The 18788-nt window shown below is 38.7% G+C and carries 24 protein-coding genes; 20 read left to right on the forward strand and 4 right to left on the reverse strand.

From position 1 onward, the window contains the following. The first annotated feature begins 80 nt into the window (after nucleotides 1–80). Nucleotides 81–1154 (forward strand): hypothetical protein, encoded by a 1074-nt coding sequence (locus tag SAE01_RS01705; RefSeq protein WP_147201798.1) that lies wholly within the window; start codon nucleotides 81–83, stop codon nucleotides 1152–1154. Between the two features lie 14 nt (nucleotides 1155–1168). Here the strand turns inward: SAE01_RS01705 and selD are convergent, their stop codons facing one another. Further along, nucleotides 1169–2221 (reverse strand): selenide, water dikinase SelD, encoded by a 1053-nt coding sequence (gene selD, locus SAE01_RS01710; RefSeq protein ID WP_147201799.1) that lies wholly within the window; start codon nucleotides 2219–2221, stop codon nucleotides 1169–1171. Next, nucleotides 2214–3338: a tRNA 2-selenouridine(34) synthase MnmH gene (mnmH, locus tag SAE01_RS01715; protein ID WP_147201800.1), complete on the reverse strand. Its 1125-nt coding sequence runs from the start codon at nucleotides 3336–3338 to the stop codon at nucleotides 2214–2216. Before mnmH ends, selD begins: the two co-directional genes overlap by 8 nt. A gap of 464 nt (nucleotides 3339–3802) precedes the next feature. Here mnmH and SAE01_RS01720 point away from each other — a divergent pair, with 464 nt between their 5' ends. Both SAE01_RS01720 and SAE01_RS01725 read left to right on the forward strand, forming a co-directional pair. Continuing rightward, nucleotides 3803–4633 (forward strand): hypothetical protein, encoded by an 831-nt coding sequence (locus SAE01_RS01720; RefSeq protein WP_147201801.1) that lies wholly within the window; start codon nucleotides 3803–3805, stop codon nucleotides 4631–4633. A 20-nt stretch (nucleotides 4634–4653) separates the two neighbouring features. Then, a complete protein-coding gene (locus SAE01_RS01725; protein ID WP_147201802.1) occupies nucleotides 4654–5052 on the forward strand; it encodes a hypothetical protein in 399 nt (132 codons plus the stop codon). 78 nt (nucleotides 5053–5130) lie between these two features. Here the strand turns inward: SAE01_RS01725 and SAE01_RS01730 are convergent, their stop codons facing one another. After that, a complete protein-coding gene (locus SAE01_RS01730) occupies nucleotides 5131–5490 on the reverse strand; it encodes a hypothetical protein (protein ID WP_147201803.1) in 360 nt (119 codons plus the stop codon). Between the two features lie 285 nt (nucleotides 5491–5775). Here SAE01_RS01730 and ytxJ point away from each other — a divergent pair, with 285 nt between their 5' ends. Next, nucleotides 5776–6147, forward strand: coding sequence for a bacillithiol system redox-active protein YtxJ (gene ytxJ, locus SAE01_RS01735; RefSeq protein WP_218029044.1), 372 nt, complete (start codon nucleotides 5776–5778; stop codon nucleotides 6145–6147). Nucleotides 6148–6223: 76 nt separating this feature from the next. Beyond that, complete coding sequence (locus tag SAE01_RS01740; RefSeq protein WP_147201804.1) at nucleotides 6224–6421, forward strand: hypothetical protein; 198 nt, start codon at nucleotides 6224–6226, stop codon at nucleotides 6419–6421. Nucleotides 6422–6495: 74 nt separating this feature from the next. Here the strand turns inward: SAE01_RS01740 and SAE01_RS01745 are convergent, their stop codons facing one another. Then, nucleotides 6496–7170: an alpha/beta hydrolase gene (locus SAE01_RS01745; protein WP_147201805.1), complete on the reverse strand. Its 675-nt coding sequence runs from the start codon at nucleotides 7168–7170 to the stop codon at nucleotides 6496–6498. Between the two features lie 282 nt (nucleotides 7171–7452). Here SAE01_RS01745 and SAE01_RS01750 point away from each other — a divergent pair, with 282 nt between their 5' ends. From SAE01_RS01750 to rpsQ, 15 genes are all read left to right on the forward strand, one after another. Then, entirely contained in the window at nucleotides 7453–8535 is a 1083-nt protein-coding gene (locus SAE01_RS01750) for a family 20 glycosylhydrolase (protein WP_246113132.1), read from the forward strand. Nucleotides 8536–8825: 290 nt separating this feature from the next. After that, complete coding sequence (locus SAE01_RS01755) at nucleotides 8826–10202, forward strand: undecaprenyl-phosphate glucose phosphotransferase (protein ID WP_147201806.1); 1377 nt, start codon at nucleotides 8826–8828, stop codon at nucleotides 10200–10202. A 90-nt stretch (nucleotides 10203–10292) separates the two neighbouring features. Continuing rightward, nucleotides 10293–11621, forward strand: a complete 1329-nt coding sequence (locus SAE01_RS01760) for a UDP-glucose dehydrogenase family protein (protein ID WP_147201807.1) — start codon at nucleotides 10293–10295, stop codon at nucleotides 11619–11621. A gap of 3 nt (nucleotides 11622–11624) precedes the next feature. Then, on the forward strand, nucleotides 11625–12602 hold the full coding sequence (locus tag SAE01_RS01765; RefSeq protein WP_147201808.1) for a UDP-glucuronic acid decarboxylase family protein: 978 nt from the start codon (nucleotides 11625–11627) through the stop codon (nucleotides 12600–12602). Between the two features lie 408 nt (nucleotides 12603–13010). Next, nucleotides 13011–13316 carry a 30S ribosomal protein S10 gene (rpsJ, locus tag SAE01_RS01770; RefSeq protein ID WP_039142986.1) on the forward strand — a complete coding sequence of 102 codons (306 nt, stop codon included), beginning with the start codon at nucleotides 13011–13013 and terminating at the stop codon, nucleotides 13314–13316. A gap of 271 nt (nucleotides 13317–13587) precedes the next feature. Then, nucleotides 13588–14205, forward strand: coding sequence for a 50S ribosomal protein L3 (gene rplC, locus SAE01_RS01775; RefSeq protein ID WP_147201809.1), 618 nt, complete (start codon nucleotides 13588–13590; stop codon nucleotides 14203–14205). 2 nt (nucleotides 14206–14207) lie between these two features. Continuing rightward, nucleotides 14208–14849, forward strand: coding sequence for a 50S ribosomal protein L4 (gene rplD / locus SAE01_RS01780; protein ID WP_147201810.1), 642 nt, complete (start codon nucleotides 14208–14210; stop codon nucleotides 14847–14849). A 38-nt stretch (nucleotides 14850–14887) separates the two neighbouring features. Next, entirely contained in the window at nucleotides 14888–15187 is a 300-nt protein-coding gene (gene rplW, locus SAE01_RS01785; protein WP_147201811.1) for a 50S ribosomal protein L23, read from the forward strand. Nucleotides 15188–15238: 51 nt separating this feature from the next. Continuing rightward, entirely contained in the window at nucleotides 15239–16078 is an 840-nt protein-coding gene (gene rplB, locus SAE01_RS01790) for a 50S ribosomal protein L2 (RefSeq protein WP_147201812.1), read from the forward strand. 35 nt (nucleotides 16079–16113) lie between these two features. Beyond that, the gene (gene rpsS, locus SAE01_RS01795) at nucleotides 16114–16383 is read left to right on the forward strand and encodes a 30S ribosomal protein S19 (protein ID WP_133267769.1); all 270 of its coding nucleotides are present in this window, start codon (nucleotides 16114–16116) and stop codon (nucleotides 16381–16383) included. A gap of 68 nt (nucleotides 16384–16451) precedes the next feature. Continuing rightward, nucleotides 16452–16856, forward strand: a complete 405-nt coding sequence (gene rplV / locus SAE01_RS01800) for a 50S ribosomal protein L22 (RefSeq protein ID WP_147201813.1) — start codon at nucleotides 16452–16454, stop codon at nucleotides 16854–16856. An 18-nt stretch (nucleotides 16857–16874) separates the two neighbouring features. After that, on the forward strand, nucleotides 16875–17720 hold the full coding sequence (gene rpsC, locus SAE01_RS01805) for a 30S ribosomal protein S3 (protein WP_147201814.1): 846 nt from the start codon (nucleotides 16875–16877) through the stop codon (nucleotides 17718–17720). A gap of 101 nt (nucleotides 17721–17821) precedes the next feature. After that, entirely contained in the window at nucleotides 17822–18241 is a 420-nt protein-coding gene (rplP, locus tag SAE01_RS01810) for a 50S ribosomal protein L16 (protein ID WP_147201815.1), read from the forward strand. Between the two features lie 23 nt (nucleotides 18242–18264). After that, nucleotides 18265–18477, forward strand: coding sequence for a 50S ribosomal protein L29 (gene rpmC / locus SAE01_RS01815; protein WP_147201816.1), 213 nt, complete (start codon nucleotides 18265–18267; stop codon nucleotides 18475–18477). 18 nt (nucleotides 18478–18495) lie between these two features. Beyond that, on the forward strand, nucleotides 18496–18753 hold the full coding sequence (gene rpsQ / locus SAE01_RS01820) for a 30S ribosomal protein S17 (RefSeq protein ID WP_147201817.1): 258 nt from the start codon (nucleotides 18496–18498) through the stop codon (nucleotides 18751–18753). Nucleotides 18754–18788 lie beyond the last annotated feature (35 nt).

Raw genomic sequence — 18788 nt, forward strand, 5'->3', positions numbered from 1 at the left:
TTCAGATCATAGAACTCGCTTTTTCGGGTATGCTGGTTCCTTTTAAATTCATCAAATAACTTCCATAGTTTAAAACTCAAATGTTAGTGGATTTTTTGCAGCGGTTCATAAAATCTAAACTTGCTGTTTATTGTATAGTTACATTTTTTCTTGTAACGAGCGCCAGTTCATCCTATTCACAGAGCGGCTGTACCGATCCATACGCTAATAATTACAATGCTGCAGCTACCACTAATAACGGTAGCTGCACTTATAATACGACAAACTATAGGCCGTCTGTAAAACTTCGCCAACTCAGCAAAATCTTAAATGAAAGCAGTGGGTTACAGATGGCAGGTAATTCTCTTTGGAGTTGTAATGACGGAGGAGGGGCGGCTGCCATTTATAGGATCGATACTGCATCTGGTAATGTACTGCAAACTGTTAATCTGGAAGATGCAACAAATGTGGATTGGGAAGAACTTTCTTTCGACGGCACTTTTTTTTATGTCGGAGATTTTGGCAATAACGTAAATGGAGCAAGAACCGACTTGAAGATTTATAAATTTGCTTTCAGTGATATACCTGACTATTCAACCAAGCCGCTTGCAACTATTCCTAAAGAAAAGATTGAGATTATCTCTTTTCGATATTCTGATCAATTAATGCCCAAAGCTTCAGCTACAAATAATACAAGATACGATTGTGAAGCAATGGTTGTAGATAGCGGTAAAATTCATTTGTTTAGCAAGAATTGGGTTGACTTAAGTACAACCCACTACATACTCAATAGCACTGCAGCGGGCTCGTATGTAGCCGATTCTGTAGAGACGATGCCAACGGGTTATGTTGTAACGGGGGCAAGCAAATCACCCGGGCAGGATATAATAGTTTTGTTAGGATATTTTCCCAAAGCTCCCGGAAAACACTTTATGCATATACTGAGCGGGTATAGCGGTGGTACTTATTTCAATGGAAACAAAAGAAAACTTAATCTACCTGACGCATTACAAATGGGCCAGGCAGAAGGTATCACATTCACGAACGGTAGCTACGGGTATATTAGCAATGAAAGGTTAAGTGCTGGTCCGTTTACTATTCAACAAAAATTACGTTCTTTCGATATTAGCAATTTTGTCACTATTTCCTCTAAAGCTTCAGCGTCTGCTCGCTGAATTTCTACATTGTTTTACCTTACCGTTATCGAATAACTAGAAGCAGCGGCCATCTTTCCAATTGATTTACTAAATGCTTCATATCGGTTTTGAATGAGTAGCTCTTCAACTTCTTTTACAGAATTTTCGCTTACTGAAATTAATAAACCTCCATTGGTTTGAGGATCGGCTAGCAGGTGAATAGCCTGCTGTTGATTGATGGAATCTGCAAACGTTACCTTGTTACTTATGCTATTCCAGTTTCGGTTTGTTGCGCCGGGTACGACTTTCTTTTCCAGGTATTCTAAAGCCCCATCTATAATTGGTAATCTGGCATATTCGATTTCAGCCATCAGCTTGCTTCCCTCCGCCATCTCTGTTAAATGCCCGAGTAAGCCAAAGCCCGTTATATCGGTCATCGCATTTACACCTTCTATCTTACCCAATTTTTCACCAAGAGAGTTTAATTGAGTTAGTTGCTTCAACAGTTGGGTAAAGTGCGCTTCAGATATCAATTCTCTTTTTTGAGCGGTGGATAAAATGCCTACACCTAACTTCTTAGTGACAAAGAGCAAGTCACCTTCTTTGGCTGTATTGTTTTGCTTAAGGTTTTCAAGATTAACCATGCCCGTTACCGCCAAACCAAAGATCGGTTCGGGAGCATCAATACTATGACCGCCCGCGAGCGGTATTCCTGCCTCAGCACAAACAGCCCGGCTTCCTTCAAGCACCTTCTGGGCGACTGATGCCGGTAATTTATCTATCGGCCAACCCAATATCGCTATAGCCATAATTGGTTTGCCACCCATCGCGTACACATCACTAATAGCGTTGGCTGAGGCGATCCTCCCAAAATCGAACGGATCGTTTACAATGGGCATAAAAAAGTCGGTAGTGCTTATCACCGCAGTGCCATTGCCAAGATCATATACGGCAGCATCGTCTTTACTATGATTACCAACTAGCAAATTTTTATTATCGGGAAAGGCAAATTGGCTGTTTAGTATTTCCTCTAAAACACCTGGAGCTATTTTGCAGCCGCATCCACCGCCATGAGAGTATTGAGTAAGTTTTATATTGTCAGGCATTAACTTTTTCTATTTGATGCGCAAAAATAAGCTTTGCATTTTTTACGGCATCTACCGTTTCACAATCAATGTTATTTAAGAGGTCGTTTAGATTTTCGCGGCTATGCAAACCTTTCAGGTATTGCTTATCGTAGTATTTCAGAAGAATTCTAAAACATTCAACGAGGTTGTCTTCAACCAGGTAATTAAGCGCTGTTTTTGTTTCGAGGCCGCCCAGCCTTTTTTGAATTCGAATAATAGCACCTGCAATTTCCTGTTTATCGCCTTTACCATAACCAGAGACGATGTGTTTCAATCTTTCCTCAAATGGAATATCTAAAAAGTAGACGGGCTTGTTTCTCATCTTTTTAAAGAAGGTGGATGGAATATTCACCAAACCAATTCGTTGACTTTCATCCTCGAGCCAGATGGAAGATGAAACGTTGTTTGTTCCAGCTTCATGAACTTCATCAATACTCCCCGCGTTCATTATTCTGCAATTATCAACAGCGTTCTTAAGTTCGAGTGCCAATAAGTTTTCGAACATCTCCTGGCTCGGTTGGGTAGGCATTCCAATATTTCCAAAAGCAGAACCCTTATGCTTTGCCAAATCTTCAAGATCGATGATTGTTGCGTTCTGTTGTTTCAATTCCTGCAAAGCGTAGGTCTTGCCGCTACCTGTATATCCGCCCAAAATCTTTATCGGATAATCATTCTCAAATTGTTGTAAGCCCCAAAGCCGGAAAGCCTTATAACCTCCGATAATGGTGTACACTTTAAAACCATACATATCTAATAACCAACTCACGCCGCCACTTCTCATACCGCCGCGCCAGCAATGAACAACAACTGTTTTAGATGATGTACCTCTTTGTTCGCCAACTAGTCTTTCGACAAATTCGACCATTTCCACCATCTTTTTTCCAAAAATGGCAAGACCCAATTTAATAGCTTGTTGCTTACTTTGTTGTTTGTAAGCCGTGCCTACAACCTTTCGTTCTTCGTTATTAAACAATGGCATCGAAACCGCGCCCGGAATATGAGCATGCGCAAATTCTCCCTCTGACCTTACGTCGATTATGGGGTGTTGAAAATCTAAGGACAAAAAAGTTTCGATGTCAATTCGAGTAACAGCCATTTCTACATATTGAGGTGTAATATTAGTACTTCTTACAAACCACTCATAAGGAATAAGGTTTTCTTTACAATTAGAACAGGTAGACAAACGCCTCTTTAAATCTGATTACCTTTTGGTGTTGCCAACAGCAAACATCTAATCAACATTGTTGTGTCACTCACTTGTACTGGTAAATTTACTTGCACCTTTTTAACTGCGACTGCATTCTCTTCTTTATAAAATTATAGTTGCAATTATTTAAAGTATTCCCCAATTTTATTCTTAGTTGAATAAGCACTTCTTTTGCCATATTTATTTGTAATTAGGTTTTTGGTCTTAGAAAGAGTTAAACTAAGCCGAATAGTAAAATGAAAGTTTAAGAGTGCGACGCAACAATGTTCAATAGAATCATTAGCTGAATTCAAAAAAATACCTACCCGAACATGGCTATTACAAAGTGATCGGAGACGGTTAACTAGAAATTTATGTATAGAAAAATACACTTTGCCATACTTGTTGCCTTTCCTTTTTTCTTTGGTTGTGTTCCCTTAACTGAGGTACATAATTATGCCGCTTCTTCGGTAGAGGCACTGAATAAATACAACAGCATTGATTATACTTATAAAGATTATTGTCACCAGGACTGCGAACTGCAGCAATTGAGAATTGGGGAGATTAGACCAAACTTCGTATGCAACTGCCAGGAGGCGGCAGCGAGCGCAGATGACGCGATGCAAAAAATACGACTTACAATTACGGCATACCTGGAAGCAGTAGCTCAGCTGAGCAATAACAGCGAGTTTTCTTACGACGTTTCAGGGTTAACCGGCGCGCTGCAAAAAAGTCCACTATTACGACTAACTGATGAACAAGTTTCGATTTCAACAAAGGCCGGAAACTTTATTGCGACGGCAGCAACGAGCTTTTATCGCAAGAAGAAATTGAAGCAGTATTTGACTGAGGCAGACAGTATCTTCCAGCAATTGACTGAGACGTTTATTTATCTCATTGACAACAGACTACGGGCTCAACTAAAGTTCGAATACGATGCGCGCCTTCCTAATATCAAACAAATGCTTGACAACGCGACGGACCGCGGGTTGAAACAAATTTTGGTAAAGCAATACCTGGATGAAAAAGCTTACTTCGACAAACACAACGGCTTAATCGATAATTATGTAGCCCTACTAAAATCGGTGCAAAAAGGTTATCGTGATTTGTACATCCATCGTTATAATCTTAAAGATGTAAACACAAAAGAAGTGTTACAGAAGCATCTCCAGGACCTGCAATATTTAGCCTCTAGTCTCCGATAAAAAATTATTAAACGGTAATTATGGTTAATCCAAATACACAACAGGTATTTATGCTGGCCGATTATTTTGGAAGCCTGGCTAATGCTGTTGGAGAATACATAGATTTCAATAAGGGAAACATGAGTGTTTCGGAGAGAAACAGCTTATACGACATAGAGATAGACCTGGCACGAGTAGGCGGTGAGATAAATATGATTGGCGTTAACCTTGTTTTCGAGGACGTTAAAGAGATGCTAGATCAACTGGAAATTATAACTCATGGAGTAAAAAAAGCAGTAAAAAAAGCGTTAGCTGTACAAGATGCTATCAACATTGCATCTAAGCTGGTAACTATAGGAACGGCGATCATTTCTAAGAACCCGAAAGCGATTGTACAAAGCACAATTGATTTTGGAAAAAGCCTAAATATAAAAATGTAGATATAGGGGGCGGCGAAACTCTCTGCTGTAACAGTTCTTAATTGGAGTGAAAAATAGAGTAGGAGGGGTTAAATATGTCTAGATAAATTTCTCTTTTTTTTTAAAATTTACGCTAGTTGGCTGTATAGGAGCTATGTCTTTCGCAAAACGAACAATGGGCATTTTTAAAACTTCACCCGCATAATCAACCGGTAAATCTTTCAGTGTATAAGTTTTTATACTCCGCTTGAATTTTCCTTCTAGACTTGTTTTCGTTTCGACATAAAAATTATCAATCTGAAAAAGTTGGTAATTTGAGTCCTGGTCAATTTTCTCAGAAATCTTTTTTGCATCAAAAATCATTTGAACCTTTTGGCGGTCTTCTAATATTTTGAAATCATCAACAGTCATGCTTTCCCTTTTCTTACCAGTAGGAAGAATAATGCCATTTTTTATCAAGTGATAATTATCCAAATTTTTTTGGAGAAGTGGGGAAATAAGTTTACGAAAGGATGATTTCTTTAGATAAAATCCTCAAAAAAGTATCATATATGTTTAAATTTTTATGTATATTTTAGCGCTCTTACGTGTTCGCAACTGTACCTGTTTGAGCCCATTTAACTAGAAGTAAAATGATCACCATTTAAGATGATGGAATCGATAAGAAGAAAATTTTTTATAGTTTTTAAAAATTCCTGTTTTTAAAGGCCCGCGGAAATAGCAGTTGTAGAATTTCTGGATGGAATGAAAATAGCAAAGGGATACAAAAATGATAAAATGGAATTTAAGCCTTTGGAAAATACATCTCAACTAGAGAAGATTGGAGAAGCAACGGGAACAAATATTATTTTCAAGCATAATACAACTTGCCCAATTAGCAAAAGTGTAAAGCAGAAGTTAGAACAGGAGGGAGATTTACTACCACCAAACACACCGGTCTTTATACTTGACTTGCTTTCGCATCGCGATATCTCTAACGAGGTTGCTGAAAGATTTGATGTACCTCATCAATCTCCCCAGCTATTGTTGATTAAGGACGGGAAGTCGATATACGACGAAGCCCTCTATGATATTTCCGCTAAAGGAGTGGCCGACGCATTGGAAACAAGTCGGTAAAACATTAACTAAAAAAGAGAGGTATAATTTTTTTAGAATAGTTAGAAAGTAACATTAGTTAATAAATAAAAATTTTATGTCACAAAAAGTAAAAGTTTCAGAAGTTGTAGTTCTAGCCGGACTGGCCGCATTTGCTTATTGGAGATATTCAAAAATGACAGTCCACGAAAAAGAAAAAGTCTATTCTGACATAAAAGAAATTGGAGAGAAAGTAATTAAGGAATTGTTGCCTGAGGGTATCAAAGGTCTTTTGCCATCTTTTGCAAAAAGCTAGGCTAATTCATTTCAACTCAAGAAAAAAATATTTGCTGCAGTAGCAGTTGTATTCCTATTACATAGAAAGATGGTTTAACTACCATCTTTTTGTTGTTTTAAGAATTGTTTAATTGGGGTATACACTGAGTCCGGAAATGTGTATAAGCCAAAATGATCCCCTTTCATTATAGCAAAAGGCTCGTCGGGAGCATTGACAATAATATCTGTTTTTGAATGAATTCTTAAATCCGGAATGACTGACGGAGGTTGACTAATTGGATTATAAACAACCATTAACTGTTTTGCTACAATTGATTTATCACTTCTTTCAAGCTTGTCAAAAATAGTAAGCAATACGTGTTTGGAAGGTTGTTTGTAATACAGCAGCGATAAAAGAAATCGAACGAAGCGGTTAAAACCCCATCCCTTCTTAGCAAACCAGTAAAGTAGATTGAGATTCGGTAACACTTTTATTACCTTTTTCCTGTCTGTCCACCCTGCAATTTGTACAATTTTGCACCCAACAACTTCTTTAATCCACAGAGCAACCCAGGCACCCAAAGAATGTCCTATAACAACATCTTCTGCTTTGATGCCAAATCTTTTAACCAGGTGAGTTGCGTACACCAACGTTGTTAAGTCTTTTTCCGGTACTTCACTCAATAAAGTCCAATTATCTAAAAAGATTTTTTCTCCGGCAATCACGTTTTCTATCTTGTCGAAAATGAATTTCTCTTCGCCTAACCCGGGAATAAAAAATACACGCATGTAACTGGTTTAAAAAGGAGTAATTCTACTTTGTAATTTTTAAGAACACTTTCGTTCTTTCATTATAAAGGTAGAGACTGAAGATAAAAGCGTGCCCACATAATCCGCCACCTTCTTCACCGTTACTTCGCTCCAAAATATCAGCAGTCTTACTAAGCAACATTTTCAGGCGTTTTTGGTATTTGGCCTATATTTATTTTTTCGTTGTCATCAAGAACTTTTCTTGAAAAATTAGTTCCGTTATATCCAAAAGACTAATTATTCTTATCAATAAATAATAATATGAGAAAAGCAATAGTTCTACTGCTTTTTGTTTTTATTCAGTTAGCCTTGTTCTCACAAACGCACCTTGACAGCATTTTACCTGTCAGAGGTTTCTGTATTGCTGCGCCAAAGCCGAGGGGAGTCGATTCATTTACAAAATTCATCGTTGAAGAACTCGCTCCCCGAAAGGTGAATACCCTTATTCTTCGTATCGATTTCAATTACGAGTATAAAAGCCACGCTGAACTAGTAGACACATTAGCACTTAGTAAAAGTGAGATAAGAAAGCTGGTGAATGCCTGCAAGAAAAATAACATAACACTTATTCCACAACTCAATCTTTTAGGGCATCAATTGTGGGCAAGCCATACCAACAAACTGCTTCAGGTTTACCCTCAATTTGATGAAACACCACATGTAAAGATGCCGGAAAAGTACGAATGGCCAAATCCTGACAATTTGTATTGCAAGAGCTATTGTCCCCTTCATCCCGGTATCCACCAGATTGTATTTGATTTAGTCGATGAGATTTGCGAGGTATTTGAAACCAATGCTTTTCATGCCGGCATGGACGAGGTGTTTTACATCGGGGACGACAGGTGTGTAAGGTGCCAGGGAAAAGACAAAGCCGAATTATTTGCAGGGGAAGTGCGTGTTTTGAACGATCATTTAGCACAGAAAAAACGGCAGCTTTGGATTTGGGGAGATAGACTTTTGGATGGTAAAACGACCGGAATTGGAATGTGGGAAGGTAGCTTTAATAATACTCACAGAGCAATAGATATGATTCCGAAAGATGTAGTAATCTGTGACTGGCATTATGAGCGGGCTGACAAAACGCCTGTCCATTTTTCTATGAAAGGGCTTAATGTAATTACTTGTCCGTGGCGAACGCCTGCTCTCGCTATCGAGCAAACGGAGGATATGGTACGTTTTAGAAAACAATCTTCGAAAGCAATGCAGGAAAAATTCAATGGGCTAATGCAAACCGTTTGGTCAGATGCAGCAACATTTTTAGATGGTTTTTATCAGTTTAAGAAAGATGAAAAAGTGGTGATAATACGCCATGGAGCTGCTTTAGGAGGATGTATGAAAAAATAAATAGCTTATAGAATATTACTGTTATAGTTAAAAACCGTATTGAAAGGTGGGAAGAACTATAGAAATAATCGAATCAAAAATTAAGTATGTCAAATTTTAAATATTTATTGTTTTGCTTGCACCTCTTTAAGTTTTTTTATAATAATTTCAGCAAATAATACTGATAAAGGTATTTTTGCGTTTAGTACAGACCCGAACCATTAAAATTATTAGCGAAAGAAAATTATACGAAATGTTGCATTTATTAAAGGTTATCGACTTGTCTTATTCCGTGTAATTACTGTCCAATTATGAATAGCCGGTCAACCAACCTTTTCAGGTTTTCATTTGCTGTTTTCGATTTATTGTGCCTCAACATAATACATTTTGTACTTATGTTGTTGATGCAGAATGTACCTGTTCAAAAAGAATACATCACGTTATTTTTAATTAACAATGGCGCATGGGTTCTATGCGCTTATATTACTGCACTCTACATAGGCAAACAGAATAGTACCGATAATTTCTTTAAACGTTCTGTCGTTTCATTTTTCCTTTTTTCAGGGATCTCCTTATTTAGCATTTTTCTTTACAACTTTAGTTTTTCGAGGCTATTTGTAGTACTTGTATTTATAGGTTTCGGAACGACAGTTCTTATAAGCCGCACCCTCTATGTCGGCGCGGCGTATTACTTAAGAAAGCAATACCCTCTGAATAAGAAGGTGATTGTAATAGGACATAACGAGTTGTCAAAAAGGTTGGTTGAAAATTTTACGCGCTACTACAAGTCCATCTCTGTAGCCGGATTTTTTGAGGATGACGAGTATGAACCTGCAAGCGCTAGCATTCCGATGCTTGGAAGAATAAACGATAGTGTTCAGTACGCGATCGAAAACAATATCTCTGAAATTTATTCAACTGTTTCTCCCGAGCGGAATTTTTATATCTATGAATTGGCGCAATTAGCAGAAACTAATTTTATTCGTTTTAAGTTTGTTCCAGACTTTCGGATGTTTATCAACCGAAAGGTTCACATAGACTTCGCAAGAAATATTCCTGTTCTTTCTCTCCGCACAGAGCCATTAGAAAACGTCGACAGTCAGATCAAGAAAAGAAGCTTCGACATCATTTTCAGCACATTTGTTATTTTCTTCCTTTTATCCTGGTTGGTTCCGTTTATTGCAATACTTATTAAATTAGAGTCAAGAGGCCCCGTTTTCTTTACTCAGCTTCGGTCGGGAAAAAATAATAATCCTTTTTTGTGTTATAAGTTTAGAAGTCTAAAGGTGAACCACGAAGCGCATCACAAACAGGTAACTCGAAACGACGATAGATTTACCAGAATTGGAAGCTTTTTACGTAAATCGAACATTGATGAATTGCCACAGTTCTTCAATGTTTTTAGAGGAGAGATGTCAGTAGTAGGTCCTCGCCCTCATATGTTGAAGCATACTGAAGAATATTCACAAATGTTAAATCACTACATGATTAGGCACTATGTGAAACCAGGAGTAACCGGCTGGGCTCAAATTAATGGCTATAGGGGCGAGATAAAAAAGAAGAAAGATCTTCGGGGTAGAATAGAACACGATATATGGTACATGGAGAATTGGACAATGTGGCTTGACTTAAGGATAATCGTATTAACAGTTTACAAAAGTATACGCGGAGATAAAAATGCTTTCTAAAATAATAGCCCGATTGCAACAGTAGTATTGTTGTAGTCGTCTAATACACACCGATTTGCCATTTAAATTAAAATGTAAAGAAACAATTCTATGAAAATTGTTATTGTTGGAACTGGTTACGTTGGACTTGTAACTGGAGCCTGTCTTTCAGAGGTGGGCGTCGATGTAGTTTGCGTTGATGTAAATCAGGAAAAAATCGATAACCTTAAAAAGGGCATACTCCCGATCTTTGAGCCGGGTTTAGATACCATTGTAAAAAGCAACTACAGTAAGGGCCGTCTAAGTTTCAGCACAAATTTATCTGAGGCTGTGAAGGACGCACAAGTAGCTTTTATCGCCGTTGGTACCCCCCCGGGCGAAGATGGAAGCGCCGATTTGAAATACGTGTTGCAGGTCGCTAATACAATAGGAAGTTGTATTGACGATTATATCATCGTTGTAACTAAAAGTACTGTTCCGGTCGGCACCGCGAAAAAAGTTAAATCTGGAATTGCGTCAGCTTTAGAAAAAAGAGGCGTCCAAATAGATTTTGATGTTGCATCTAATCCCGAATTTTTAAAAGAAGGAGCTGCGGTCGAAGATTTTCTGAAGCCTGACCGGATTGTCATCGGCGTAGAATCCGACCGGGCAAAAGAAGTACTTAGCAGGTTGTACCACCCATTCTTATTGAACTCTCACCCGGTTCTGTTTATGGATATTCCTTCGGCAGAAATGACCAAATATGCAGCAAATGCAATGTTAGCGACCAAAATATCTTTTATGAATGACATTGCTAATTTATGTGAACTAGTAGGTGCAAACGTAAATGAAGTACGAAAAGGGATTGGCTCAGATCCTCGTATAGGAAATCGTTTTATTTATCCGGGAATAGGGTATGGTGGTTCTTGCTTTCCAAAGGACGTAAAAGCATTATTTCACACTTCTGATGATTACGGCTATAATATGCGAATATTAAAAGCAGTAGACGCAGTAAATGATGATCAAAAGCATATAATTTTTAGAAAGATTGAGCAACATTTTCAGGGTAATTTAAAGGGGAAAGTTTTTGCCTTATGGGGCCTGTCTTTCAAGCCTAACACAGACGATATGCGTGAAGCTCCGTCATTAGTACTTATCCAATCCCTACTTCAGGCGGGAGCAAAAGTTCATGCATATGATCCGGTAGCCATGGATGAAGCTGCGCACATGGTTGATGACCAGGTAATTTTCACCAGGGGCGCTATAGATGCTGTAAAAGGAGCGGATGCACTTGTTTTAGTAACTGAGTGGGCTGAATTCCGTTTACCCGACTGGACCAAAGTAAAATCAATTATGAATGGGCAAGTGATTTTTGACGGTCGTAATATTTATGATTCTTCACAAGTTACAGAAGCGGGTTTCTCTTATTATGGAATTGGTGTACAGCCGTCAAAATTATAAGATATGAAGAAAAGAATACTAATAACGGGAGCAGCAGGATTTTTAGGCTCCCACTTATGTGATCGTTTTATAAAAGAAGGGTTTCACGTAATAGCAATGGATAACCTTATTACGGGAGACTTGAAAAATATTGAGCATCTTTTCCCTTTAGAGAACTTTGAATTTCATCACCATGATGTATCTAAATTCATTCATGTTCCAGGAAAATTAGATTACATATTACATTTTGCTTCGCCGGCGAGCCCGATAGATTATCTAAAAATTCCTATCCAAACACTAAAGGTCGGTTCATTGGGTACCCATAATTGCATGGGTTTGGCAAAAGATAAAAAGGCGAGGATACTAGTGGCTTCTACTAGCGAAGTCTATGGAGATCCACTTGTACATCCTCAAACTGAAGATTATTGGGGTAATGTAAACCCTGTCGGACCAAGAGGTGTATACGACGAAGCAAAGCGTTTTCAGGAAGCAATTACAATGGCCTATCACACCTTTCATCAGGTAGAAACACGGATAATTCGCATCTTTAATACATATGGGCCCCGAATGAGATTAAACGATGGCCGTGCTTTGCCTGCGTTTATTGGCCAGGCGCTGAGAGGAGAGAATTTAACAGTATTTGGTGACGGCTCACAGACGAGGTCTTTTTGTTATGTGGATGATCTGGTAGAAGGCATCTATCGATTACTTATGAGTGATTACGCAAGCCCTGTAAATATTGGAAATCCTGATGAAATTACTCTAAAGGAATTTGCAGAAGAAGTTCTCAAGTTGACTGAGTCTAATGTCGAAATTGTATTTAAACCACTGCCAGTCGACGATCCAAAGCAAAGACGTCCTGATATCACAAGGGCAAAGGAAATCCTTGGGTGGCAACCAAGAGTTTCGAGGTCAGAAGGATTGAAAATGACATATGACTATTTTAAAAACTTGTCAAACGAAGAACTATACAAGACTCCGAAAGAATTTGTAAGTAAATAAATTAGGTATAATAGGATAAATAAGAGATAATCATTGAAAGTAAAAAGCAAAAGAAGCGAATTCGCTTCTTTTGCTTTTTGCACCTGCCCTCTTACTACGGGTAATGCTATTTTATGTGGTTGGAGGTTTTAGGTTTTAAGATACAAATTATCAAAATTTTTAAAACAAGATTTTGCTGGCTGAGCAGTTATAGATATTATGATTAGAGAAAAGTAGTCTTTAACGAAAAAGAAGAAATTGTTTAATATCACGGCGAATTTGCAAATCTTTTACAACTTTCAGCAATAATTCTTTTTAAAATGTTGGATGATAATATGTAACCTCTTACCTTTGCGCTCCCAAATCAGATTAACGAAGGCAATAAAAACTATTTTTGAACCTATTAATTGGAAAAACTGGGGATAGATTATGTCTCAAAGAATCAGAATCAAACTACAATCTTACGATCACAACCTGGTAGACAAATCTGCCGAGAAAATTGTGAAGACAGTTCGGAGCACTGGAGCAGTGGTTACAGGTCCTATTCCTTTACCAACGCAAAAGAAAATTTTCACCGTACTACGTTCACCACACGTTAACAAAAAAGCAAGAGAGCAGTTTCAACTGTGTACACACAAAAGATTGCTTGACATCTATACTTCTTCTTCTAGAACTGTTGATGCTCTAAGTAAGCTTGACTTGCCTTCAGGCGTTGAAGTTGAAATCAAGGCATAAGTTGCCTTCCTAATAGGAAAAAACTAAGTTCTTAAAATATCATCTCTCAATTGTAGGATTACAAAAAAAGAGCGCTGATAAAATAAACAAAAAAATCCTCATCTCTTTTAAAGAGATGAGGGGACATATGAACAAGCCCTTCGAGGTTTGTTTACCATCGGTACTTCCTCTCTCGCAAGTGAGACACATTGGAAAAGGTCGATGGCAAACGGGGATTGAATTACGCACAGCGTAATGTCCTTGCAACATCGGAGGCTAAAACAAAATAACAATGAAAGGTATTATTGGCAAAAAGATTGGGATGACCAGTATCTTCGGCACCGATGGAAAGCAAACAGCTTGTACCATTATCGAAGCTGGTCCCTGCACAGTAACCCAGGTTAAAACTGCGGATACTGATGGTTACACTTCCACTCAGATCGCTTATGGCGACAAAAAAGAAAAGAACTCCACTAAGGCCGAGATCAATCACTTCGCAAAGGCCAACACTACAGCTAAACGTGTAGTAAAAGAATTCAGAGATTACTCATTAAACAAATCATTAGGAGATACTATTACCGTTGATATTTTCACTGAAGGTGAAAGTGTTGAAGTAGTTGGTACTACCAAGGGTAAAGGTTTCCAGGGTGTTGTCAAGCGTCATGGTTTCCATGGTGTGGGTGAAGCTTCTCACGGTCAACACGATCGCCAGAGAGCTCCCGGTTCTGTTGGTGGATCATCTTATCCTTCACGTGTATTTAAAGGTATGCGCATGGCCGGCCGCATGGGTCAGGACAGAGTAAAAGTGAAGGGTTTGAAAATTGTGAAAATTTTCCCTGAAAAGAATTATTTATTAATCAGTGGTTCTGTTCCCGGCCACAATGGTTCCATCGTTTTAATACAGAAATAATCATGCAAATAGACGTTTTAAATATACAAGGTCAACCAACCGGCCGTTCTGTAGAATTACCGGAAGAAATTTTTGGTGCAGAACCTAATAACCACGTGATCTACCTGGCCGTTAAACAATATTTAGCAGCTCAGCGTCAAGGTACTCACAAAGTTAAAACACGTGCTGAGGTGCAAGGTGCAAGCCGCAAACTTCACAAACAAAAAGGTACTGGTGGAGCTCGTAAAGGTAACATCCGTAACCCTTTATATAAAGGTGGTGGTACCATCTTTGGACCAAAACCACATAGCTACGATATTAAGCTGAACCGTAAGGTGAAAGATCTTGCTAAGATCAGCGCACTTTCTCATAAAGCGAAAGACAATGCAATTGTTGTTGTTGAGGATATCAATATGGATACTCCTAAAACAAAACAATTTCTAAATATCATGGGTACACTAAATGTGTCCGATAAGAAGACTTTGTTTGTTGTTCCTGAATATAATGAGACGTTGCATTTAAGCAGCCGTAATATTCCAAATGCAGCAGCAGTTTTATTAAGCGATGTAAACACTTATGAAATTGTAAATGCAGACGTGCTAGTACTTACCGAAAGCGCTGCTAAGATTTTTGTTGATGACGAAGCTGCAGTAGCTGAAGCATAATTAAAGATGCTAATTAAGAAATTTTCAAATTAAGAATAATGAAACTCACAGAAGTTTTAGTTAAGCCGATACTTACAGAAAAAGCAAATCTTCAGCAAGATAAGCTGAGAAGATATGCTTTCAGAGTTGGTCGTAAGGCAAACAAGCTGGAAATTAAGAAAGCGGTTGAAGAGTTTTACGGTGTTACAGTTATCAATGTAAATACTGCTGTAGTACCGGGCAAAAATAAAACTCGTTATACAAAAGCTGGTTTTGTAAAAGGTCAAAAACCTGCTTACAAAAAAGCACTTGTTACCGTAGCAGATGGTGAAACGATAGACTTATACGGAAACATCTAGTCATAATAATTAATAGTTGGCGACGCTGATAAGTTCGCAAAAACAGATAAGATGGCACTAAGAAAATACAAACCGACGACAGCAGGTACCAGATGGAGAATTGGTAATGCCTATGCTGAAATTACAACTGACACACCTGAAAAGAGTTTGTTGGATGTTAAGACCCGTACTGGTGGTAGAAACTTCCAGGGTAGAAGAGCAATGCGTTACATTGGGGGCGGTCACAAAAAGATGTATCGTATCATTGACTTCAAGAGAGATAAGAAAAACATTCCTGCTACTGTTGCAAGCATTGAGTACGATCCAAACCGTACAGCATTCATCGCTTTGCTTAACTACGTAGATGGAGAAAAAAGATATATAATAGCTCCACAAGGATTACAGGTTGGTGCAACTGTTTTAAGTGGCGATACTGTAGCTCCTGATTTAGGAAATGCACTTCAAATGAAAAACATGCCGCTAGGTACTGTTGTTCACAATATTGAAATGCAACCTGGACAAGGTGGTAAGCTGGTAAGAAGTGCTGGTGGATCTGCACAGTTAAGTAACAAGGAAGAAAGATATGCTGTACTTAAAATGCCAAGTGGTGAGTTACGAAAAGTATTGATCAATTGTTACGCTACTGTAGGTGTTGTTAGTAACAGTGACCATAGTTTGCAAAGCATGGGTAAAGCTGGTCGTAATGTATGGAAAGGTATCAGGCCACGTACAAGAGGTGTAGCTATGAACCCGGTAGATCACCCAATGGGTGGCGGTGAAGGTAGAGCATCTGGTGGACAACCTCGTAGCAGAACCGGTCAATACTCAAGAGGTTTGAAAACAAGAACTAAGGGTAAAGCAAGCGATAAACTGATTATTCAGAGAAGCAACGGTAAGAAACTAGCAAAATAAGATTTTCACAATAATAATTTAACTCATTAACTAATATGGGTCGTTCAATTAAAAAAGGTCCTTACGTAGCAGCTAAACTGGAAGGTAAAGTGCTTGCTATAAATGATGGTACCGCTAAGAAATCTGTTATTAAAACATGGTCTCGCCGCTCTACCATCACCCCGGATTTTGTGGGACATACATTCGCTGTACACAACGGTAACAAATTTATTCCTGTTTATGTAACGGAATTTATGGTAGGCCATAAATTAGGTGAATTTGCCCCAACCCGCAACTTCAAAGGACACTCTAACAAGAAGCAATAAAACATAGTTACCAGTTACGGTTTCCGGTTAACGGCGACTAGTAACGGGAAACTGGAAACTTATAAAAAATGGAAGCAGTAGCAAAATTGATGAATTATCCGACTTCTCCCCGCAAAATGCGTTTGCTGGCAGATCTTATCCGTGGAATGGCGGTTGAAAATGCCATAGCTACTTTGGAGCATCATCCAAAGCATCCGGCTACACCACTGGGGAAGTTGTTGAAAAGTGCAATTAATAACTGGGAGCAGAAGAATGAAGGCACAAGTGCTGCAGATGCTAACCTGGTTGTAAAAACAATTTTTGTTGATGGAGCCCGTACTTTACGTCGTATGCGTCCTGCACCACAGGGCCGTGGATACAGAATTCGTAAGCGCAGTAACCACGTAACGATTATTGTCGATACTAAAACAAATGAAGTGTCAAAGAACGTTTATGGTTCTAATGACAGGGCTTCTAAAAACAATCATTCGTAAAACTTATATAACCAAAATATGGGTCAGAAAACAAATCCTATTGGTCTAAGGTTAGGTATCATCAAAGGTTGGGAAAGTAACTGGTATGGTAATCACAGAGATTACGCAGGTAAACTTATCGAGGACCATAAGATCAGAACATACCTTACTGCACGTATCAATAAAGGTGGTATAGCCAAAATTGTGATCGAGCGTACTTTAGGAAAGTTGATTATAACTATTCATACATCTAAACCAGGTATCATCATTGGTAAAGGTGGTGGAGAAGTTGATAGAATTAAAGAAGAGCTTAAAAAGCTTACTAATAAAGAAGACGTTCAAATTAATATTCTTGAGATCCGTCGTCCTGAGTTGGATGCAAATATTGTAGGAGATACAATTGCACGCCAAATCGAGAACCGTATCAATTTTAAAAGAGCTATTAAAATGTCTATCGCTTCTGCACTTCGTATGGGTGCCGAAGGCATCAAGGTAAAAGTAAGCGGCCGTTTAGGTGGTGCTGAAATTGCCCGTAGCGAGGAAATCAAGCAGGGCCGTACTCCATTACATACTTTACGTATGGATATTGACTACGCAAGTGTTTTCGCTCAAACAGTTTATGGAAAGATCGGTATTAAAGTATGGATCTGTAAAGGTGAAGTATTAGGTAAGAGAGAGTTGAATCCGAACTTCGTTGGTGGTAAAGATGGTGGCGAAAGAAGAGATGGCGGTGGAGATAACAGGAGAGGAGATGACAGAGGTGGATTTAGAGGTGGAGACAGAAGAGACAACCGTGGCGGTGGTGGAGATAACCGTGGTGGCGGTGGAAGAGATAACCGTGGCGGCGGTGGCGGATACCAGGGCCAGGGCGGTGGAAGAAGATAATCTCTTTAATGCAAGGGAGGCATAAAAAACAATTTATTGAAACATTCGGGTTCAGGCTAAAACTTGAAACCTGAAACTTGAAACTTGAAACTATATAAAAGATGTTACAGCCGAAAAGAACGAAGCACAGAAAAATGCAGAAAGGCCGGATGAAAGGTGACACGAAGCGTGGAGCTACTTTATCTTTTGGCTCTTTTGGTTTGAAAGCATTAGACTCTGTTTGGTTAACTAACCGCCAGATCGAATCTGCACGTCAGGCAATGACCCGTTCAATGAAACGTGAAGGTAATGTTTGGATACGCATTTTCCCTGACAAGGTAATTACTCATAAGCCTGCTGAGGTAAGGATGGGTAAAGGTAAAGGTAACCCTGAATATTGGGCTGCTGTGGTACAACCAGGACGTATTATTTTTGAAGCCGATGGTGTATCTGAAGAAGTGGCTAAAGCAGCATTTGCTCTTGCCGCACAAAAGCTTCCTATTCAAACTAAGTTCGTAGTTCGTCGAGAATTACAAGCTTAATCACAACAAAAAAAGTTTTAGCAATGGCTAATAAGAAATTCGAATTTAATAAAGGTCTGAAAGATTTGAACGAAAATGATCTTAAGGCCCGCATCCAGGAAGATGAGCTTCGATTGAAGAAGCTTGAATTTGCCCACGCAATTTCTCCGCTGGAAAACCCTATGAGTATTCGTGCCTTAAGAAGGGACGTTGCCCGTTTGAAAACAGAATTAAAGAATAGAGCGTTAGGCGTCTAACCCATAATAAACATTACAATGTTAGAAAGAAATTTGCGTAAAATCAGGATCGGGGTGGTTAGTAGTAACAAGATGGATAAGACCATTGTAGTTGCCGCTGAAAGAAAAGTAAAGCACCCCATTTACGGTAAATTCGTAAAGAAAACTACGAAGTTCCATGCCCACGATGAGAAGAACGAATGCAGCATTGGAGATACTGTAAAGATCATGGAAACTCGTCCTCTTAGCAAAACTAAGCGTTGGAGACTAGTTGAGGTTGTTGAAAAAGTGAAGTAAGAACAATAAGCCGCAGGCTGTTAGCTTCAAGCTAT

The organism is Segetibacter aerophilus (assembly GCF_007991655.1).
Lineage (GTDB): Bacteria > Bacteroidota > Bacteroidia > Chitinophagales > Chitinophagaceae > Segetibacter > Segetibacter aerophilus.

Excerpts from the sequence above, each read along its gene's own strand:
- rplW (WP_147201811.1), top strand. The coding sequence starts at position 14,888 with ATGAAACTCACAGAAGTTTTAGTTAAGCCGATACTTACAGAAAAAGCA.
- SAE01_RS01740 (WP_147201804.1), top strand. The coding sequence starts at position 6,224 with ATGTCACAAAAAGTAAAAGTTTCAGAAGTTGTAGTTCTAGCCGGACTG.
- SAE01_RS01765 (WP_147201808.1), top strand. The coding sequence starts at position 11,625 with ATGAAGAAAAGAATACTAATAACGGGAGCAGCAGGATTTTTAGGCTCC.
- ytxJ (WP_218029044.1), top strand. The coding sequence starts at position 5,776 with ATGAAAATAGCAAAGGGATACAAAAATGATAAAATGGAATTTAAGCCT.
- rplC (WP_147201809.1), top strand. The coding sequence starts at position 13,588 with ATGAAAGGTATTATTGGCAAAAAGATTGGGATGACCAGTATCTTCGGC.
- SAE01_RS01755 (WP_147201806.1), top strand. The coding sequence starts at position 8,826 with ATGAATAGCCGGTCAACCAACCTTTTCAGGTTTTCATTTGCTGTTTTC.
- SAE01_RS01720 (WP_147201801.1), top strand. The coding sequence starts at position 3,803 with ATGTATAGAAAAATACACTTTGCCATACTTGTTGCCTTTCCTTTTTTC.
- SAE01_RS01760 (WP_147201807.1), top strand. The coding sequence starts at position 10,293 with ATGAAAATTGTTATTGTTGGAACTGGTTACGTTGGACTTGTAACTGGA.
- mnmH (WP_147201800.1), bottom strand. The coding sequence starts at position 3,338 with ATGGCTGTTACTCGAATTGACATCGAAACTTTTTTGTCCTTAGATTTT.
- SAE01_RS01725 (WP_147201802.1), top strand. The coding sequence starts at position 4,654 with ATGGTTAATCCAAATACACAACAGGTATTTATGCTGGCCGATTATTTT.
- rpmC (WP_147201816.1), top strand. The coding sequence starts at position 18,265 with ATGGCTAATAAGAAATTCGAATTTAATAAAGGTCTGAAAGATTTGAAC.
- SAE01_RS01705 (WP_147201798.1), top strand. The coding sequence starts at position 81 with ATGTTAGTGGATTTTTTGCAGCGGTTCATAAAATCTAAACTTGCTGTT.
- rplD (WP_147201810.1), top strand. The coding sequence starts at position 14,208 with ATGCAAATAGACGTTTTAAATATACAAGGTCAACCAACCGGCCGTTCT.
- rplV (WP_147201813.1), top strand. The coding sequence starts at position 16,452 with ATGGAAGCAGTAGCAAAATTGATGAATTATCCGACTTCTCCCCGCAAA.
- rplB (WP_147201812.1), top strand. The coding sequence starts at position 15,239 with ATGGCACTAAGAAAATACAAACCGACGACAGCAGGTACCAGATGGAGA.
- rpsJ (WP_039142986.1), top strand. The coding sequence starts at position 13,011 with ATGTCTCAAAGAATCAGAATCAAACTACAATCTTACGATCACAACCTG.
- rpsC (WP_147201814.1), top strand. The coding sequence starts at position 16,875 with ATGGGTCAGAAAACAAATCCTATTGGTCTAAGGTTAGGTATCATCAAA.
- rplP (WP_147201815.1), top strand. The coding sequence starts at position 17,822 with ATGTTACAGCCGAAAAGAACGAAGCACAGAAAAATGCAGAAAGGCCGG.
- selD (WP_147201799.1), bottom strand. The coding sequence starts at position 2,221 with ATGCCTGACAATATAAAACTTACTCAATACTCTCATGGCGGTGGATGC.
- rpsQ (WP_147201817.1), top strand. The coding sequence starts at position 18,496 with ATGTTAGAAAGAAATTTGCGTAAAATCAGGATCGGGGTGGTTAGTAGT.
- SAE01_RS01750 (WP_246113132.1), top strand. The coding sequence starts at position 7,453 with ATGAGAAAAGCAATAGTTCTACTGCTTTTTGTTTTTATTCAGTTAGCC.
- rpsS (WP_133267769.1), top strand. The coding sequence starts at position 16,114 with ATGGGTCGTTCAATTAAAAAAGGTCCTTACGTAGCAGCTAAACTGGAA.
- SAE01_RS01745 (WP_147201805.1), bottom strand. The coding sequence starts at position 7,170 with ATGCGTGTATTTTTTATTCCCGGGTTAGGCGAAGAGAAATTCATTTTC.